A 4,894-nucleotide genomic window follows, 5' to 3' on the forward strand; every position below is an offset into this window, starting at 1 on the left:
ACGGCGGCGAGCTGGTCGGCGCGGTCGCGGGGGAAACCTTCGGACATGCACAGCAGGAGGCCGTCCGCGGAGACCACCACCGTGTGCGACACCCCGGGGGTGTTGTCCACGAAATTGGTGATCAGCCAGTTCAGGTTCTGTGCGGCCTGGCTCATCTGATTCAACTCAACGCTCCTGATGATCTGCGCCGTTGCCGTCGGTCCGGCCCCCGAAACTATCGAATCCGGGCTGCTGGGCACCATGCTGGCCGTGCTGATTGCCCTGGCCGCCCTGGCCCGCCGCCTGCTCGGCGCCGACCCGGCGGCCCTGCTGGATGCCGCGGCGCAGGTTGGTGAGCCGGCCGCGCACCTCCTCGGGCGCGCGGGACACCTGAGGACCGGTCAGCGGCGACGCCTCGGCGGTGCCGGAGACCAGGTTGGCCTGCGGGGTCCGCCGGGGGAGACCGGACATGGTGACGCCACTGGTCGAGGGCTCCCGGACCTGCTCGGCCCGGCGCCAGCGCTCGTCGTTGGCGGACGGGCGCCACGGGGCGTCACCCGGTCCACCCGGTCCACCGCCCGGCCCGCCCTGCGGGGCCTGCTGCGGCTGGCCCTGCTGAGGAGCCTGCTGCGGGGCCTGCGGGGCCTGCTGCTGGACCTGCTGCGCCTGCTGCTGGGGAGCCTGCTGAGGCTGGCCCTGCTGCTGGATGCCGGGCGCGCTGGTCCCGGGCCGGCGCGGCTGGTACTGCCGGGCCCGGGCCGCCTGGGCGGCCTCGGCCTGCCGGCCGTCCTCGCGCTGCCAGGTCTGCTCGACCGTCTCGAAGATCGGCGTACCGCCCTGCGGGCCACCGTCGGAGGGGCCGGTCGGCAGTGCCATCGGCTCCTGGCGGACCGGCTCGGGCCGGGGCTGCTCCTGGCGGACCGGCTCCGGACGCGCCGGGTTCGGCACGCTCGGCAGTACCGGCTCGACCAGACCGAGGCCGAGCGGGTCACGCGGGTCGATCTCGCTCGCCTCGAAGCGCGGCCGGGCGAACTGCGCGGTGCTCTCCATCGACGAGGGCTCGGCCGGCGGCAGCGGCTGGGCCTGCTGCTGGGGCGGCAGCTGCGGCTGGCGCTCGCGCTGCGGTGCCTCCGGGCCGGGGCGCTGCGGACGGCGCGGGCCCTGCGGACCCTGACCACCCGGGCCGCCCTGGCCCTGCGGACCCTGACCGGGGCCGCCCTGACCCTGCGGGGCCTGGCCGGGCTGGCGGCGCTGCGGCAGCCCCTCCTGCGGGCGGTTGCCCGGGCGGGCGCCCTGCGGCGCGCCCGGACGGCCCGACTGGTCGGCCCAGCCGTGCTGCGGCTGCTCGCCGGTCCGGGGGCCCGGACCGCCGTCGAGGTCCGCGCCGGGGCGCGGCCGCTCCTGGGCGGGGCGCCGGCCGTCGGCGGGTCGGCCCTGGCCGGGCTGACCCGGACCGGGCTGGCCCTGGCCGGGCTGCGGCGCACCGGGCTGCTGCTGGCCGCGGCGCGGCAGCGCACCGGGACCGCCCTGCGGCGGGGCCTGCCGGCCCGGACCGCGCTGCGGCAGGCCGCCCTGCGGGTTCTGGCGGGCCTGCTGGCCCTGGGGGTTCTGCGGACCCTGCTGGCCCTGAGGGGCCTGGGGACCCTGCGGGCCCTGGGGACCCTGGGGTGCGGTCTCGCGCAGGGACTGGCCGACCTGGCGGGTCGGCAGACCGCCGCCGGCCCGTCCGCCCGGACCGCCCTGGCCGCCCGGCGCACCGGGACCGCCCTGGCCGAGCTGCGGACGACCCTGCGGGGCACCGCCCGCCGGACCCTGGCCGAGCGCGGCCGGGCCGCCGTTCGGCCCACCGGGCACCTGGCGCTGCTGACGCGGCGTCGGGGCGACCCCGCGCTGCTGCTTGGCCTGCGCCGAACCGGGCCGGGCCGGGCCGCGGCGGTCGGCGGAGTTGGTGACGTCCACCGGGAGCATGACCAGTGCGGTGGTGCCACCGGAGTCGCTGGGGCGCAGCTGGATGCGGATGCCGTGTCGCAGGGACAGGCGGCCGACCACGAAGAGACCCATCCGGCGGGAGACGGAGACGTCCACCGTCGGCGGGTTCGCCAGGCGCTCGTTGATGTCGGCGAGGTCGTCGGGGCTGAGGCCGATGCCGGTGTCGTGGATCTCGACCAGCACCCGGCCGTCCGGCAGGGCGTGGCCGGTGACCCGGACGCGGGTCTGCGGGCTGGAGAACGAGGTGGCGTTCTCCAGCAGCTCGGCGAGCAGGTGGACGAGGTCGTTGACGACGCGGCCGGCGACCTCGGCCGACGGCACGGTGGCGAGCTCGATGCGCTCGTACTGCTCCACCTCGGAGGCCGCGGCGCGGAGCACGTCGACCAGCGGGACGGGGCGGGTCCAGCGGCGGCCCGGGTCCTCACCCGCGAGGACGAGGAGGTTTTCGCCGTTGCGGCGCATACGGGTCGCGAGGTGGTCCAGCTTGAAGAGGTTGGCCAGCTGGTCCGGGTCGGCCTCGCGGCTCTCCAGCTCGGAGATGAGCGACAGCTGGCGCTGGATGAGGCCCTGGCTGCGGCGCGACAGGTTGGTGAACATCGCGTTGATGTTGCCGCGCAGGAGGGCCTGCTCGGCGGCGAGGCGGACGGCCTCGCTGTGCACCATGTCGAAGGCGTGCGCCACGTGGCCGATCTCGTCCGCGGAGTCGATGCCGACGGGTTCGACGGTGACGTCGACGTCGTGCGGGTCGCTCTCGGAGAGCGTCTTGACCAGCTCGGGCAGCCGCCGTTCGGCGACGTCCTCGGCCGCGGCCTGCAGACGGGTCAGCGAGCGCACCATCGAGCGGGCGATCAGACCGGCGCCACCGAGGGCGACGAGCAGCACCAGCGCGACGGCGGCACCGATGATCAGGGCCTCGGTGTCGGCGGCGGACTGCAGCTCCTGGGCCTTGCCGTCGAGGTCCTCGATCAGCTTCGACTCGATCCGCCGCTCGGCGGTGATCTTGGCGGTGGACTGCTCGTACCAGTCCTTGAAGCTGACCGGCTCGGTCTGGTGGATACCGCTCTGCTGGAGCACCGAGCGCGCGTACCGGTCGGCGGCGGCGACCACCGAGTTGTAGCTGAGCTGGCCGCGCAGGTTGTCCAGGTCGTGCGAGGTGTAGATGTTGTTGAAGCTGGTGAGCGCGTTGTCGTAGGAGGCGCGCAGCCGGATGCCGAAGGACTCGTCGCTCAGGCTGAGGTCGGGGGCCTTGGGGTTGGCGAGCGCGGCGCTGATCAGGGCGCGCTGCTGCGAGGTGGCGTTCTTGGCCAGCGAGAACTGCTGGAGGGCGCGGGTGGCGCGGACCAGGTCGCGGTTGTTGGACGCGAGCGCGATGTCCTGGGTGATCGACAGCAGGTCTCGGATGATCACGTCGTAGGCCGTGATCGTCGACTGGATGTTCTGGTTGTTCTGGTACGGCGTGTTCCGCGCGTCCGAGATCGAGTTCAGGTCCTTGCGGATCTGGAACAGCAGCGCCTTGCCGCCGGAGAGCTCCAGGTTCTCGAACTTGTCCGAGGACGCGGTGAAGGTCCGGCTCAGGTCGTCGGTGATCTTGCGGGCGTTGACGATGTCGTCGTCGAGCGGGGCGTTCGGCTTGTCGGTGATCGGGCCGGCACTGATGTCCCGCTCGGTCTGCAGGGCGTCGGCGAGGTTGGTCGCCTTCTTGGCCAGATCCGAGAGGTTGGCCATCTGGGCGAGCTGCTGCGAGGTCTCGAGCGAGGTCTGGATGCGCAGGCCACCGAGGACGAGCGCGACGAGCACCGGGAGCGCGAGCAGGGCGATCAGGCGGGTACGGATCCGCCAGTTGCGCATCGCCAGCCGGCTCATGCCCTTGGCCCGTCGGCGGGTCAGTGTCTTGCGGAGTTTGCCGCGGGCGGAACTCCGGTCCTGTTCGCCGTCGTCCTCCGGGCGGCCGACCGCCTCGGGTGCCGGCTCGGCGGGGCCGCCGGGCACCGCCGCCTGCTGGGGTGGTGCCACGGGCTCACGCGACTCCGGGTCACCCGCGGCGCCGCTACCCCTTTTGAAACGTCCCTGCACTGGCGTCGCAACCTCTGGACCGGGCGTCCCGCCGCGTTGCCGCGGCCTGGACGGTGTGGAGTTTCCATCCGCACCCCGGCCGGTCCGGGAGAGCGGGCACCGGGGTGGACTGCTCCCTACCCACGGTCCGTGGCATTCCAGCACAGCCGGGGAATCCCAACAAGGGCCGCCAGGGCGAGTGGGACGACACTACCGACCGCGCGCGCGATTTCACTGACTGTGCGGTAACCGGACCGGAATACCGCCTTTTTCGGACACTCGCCGGATACATGCCAAGGAGACCGGAGATCAACAAGAGCCACAGAGCTCCCCGAATGCCCGCTATGCCCTTTATGTCGGCAAAACTTGATGAAGCGATATGTCGGATATCGGAGAATTGCTCTTCAATTTGTGAGCAAAATCACAGCACAATGTGTAGCTTTGGTCACGGTGCCTGTGGAAAGAGATCCGTAACCTTGCGGTATCCGGCGCACGGCCTCGATCAGCCTGCCCAGAATCTCCCCGAATCACTCAGGCCGGCGCCGCTCCATGCCGACGCGCCGGCCGCGACCCCGAGGTGCTGACTCGATGTCCCAGGCGAACAAGGCCGCCACCAGCTCCACGCCCTCCAGCAGCTCCACGGCGAACCCGCGCCGGACGACGCTGGCCTCGGTCGAGGACTTCAGCAAGATCCCGGGCGCCCGCAGGTCCGAGGACGTGGTGACCTACGCCACCGAGCTGCCCACCAACACGGCCAACCCGCGCCGCACCCAGCTGATGGTCGCCCCGGCGGCCGCCACCCCGCAGGCCTGACCGCCCGCGCTCCGCAGGGGCGCCGCGGCCGCACGCACCGTGCGGCCCCCCCCCCCCAGGC

3 protein-coding genes are annotated in these 4,894 nt (G+C 73.1%); 1 reads left to right on the plus strand and 2 read right to left on the minus strand.

The genetic code is table 11. From position 1 onward, the window contains the following. Together ACWDRR_RS44070 and ACWDRR_RS44075 are read right to left on the minus strand one after the other, a co-directional pair. On the minus strand, window positions 1-155 hold a 155-nt coding region (locus ACWDRR_RS44070), incomplete at its 3' end, for a roadblock/LC7 domain-containing protein (protein ID WP_449777983.1). 10 nt (window positions 156-165) lie between these two features. Beyond that, window positions 166-3,981 carry a sensor histidine kinase gene (locus tag ACWDRR_RS44075; protein ID WP_449777981.1) on the minus strand — a complete coding sequence of 1,272 codons (3,816 nt, stop codon included), beginning with the start codon at window positions 3,979-3,981 and terminating at the stop codon, window positions 166-168. A gap of 627 nt (window positions 3,982-4,608) precedes the next feature. Between ACWDRR_RS44075 and ACWDRR_RS44080 the strand changes: the two genes are divergently transcribed. Continuing rightward, a complete protein-coding gene (locus tag ACWDRR_RS44080) occupies window positions 4,609-4,833 on the plus strand; it encodes a hypothetical protein (protein WP_449777982.1) in 225 nt (74 codons plus the stop codon). Window positions 4,834-4,894: the final 61 nt, after the last annotated feature.

Source organism: Kitasatospora sp. NPDC003701 (assembly GCF_053587085.1).

What these genes read in the sequence shown, in the direction of transcription:
- ACWDRR_RS44080 (WP_449777982.1), top strand. Translation starts at nt 4,609, where the DNA reads ATGTCCCAGGCGAACAAGGCCGCCACCAGCTCCACGCCCTCCAGCAGC.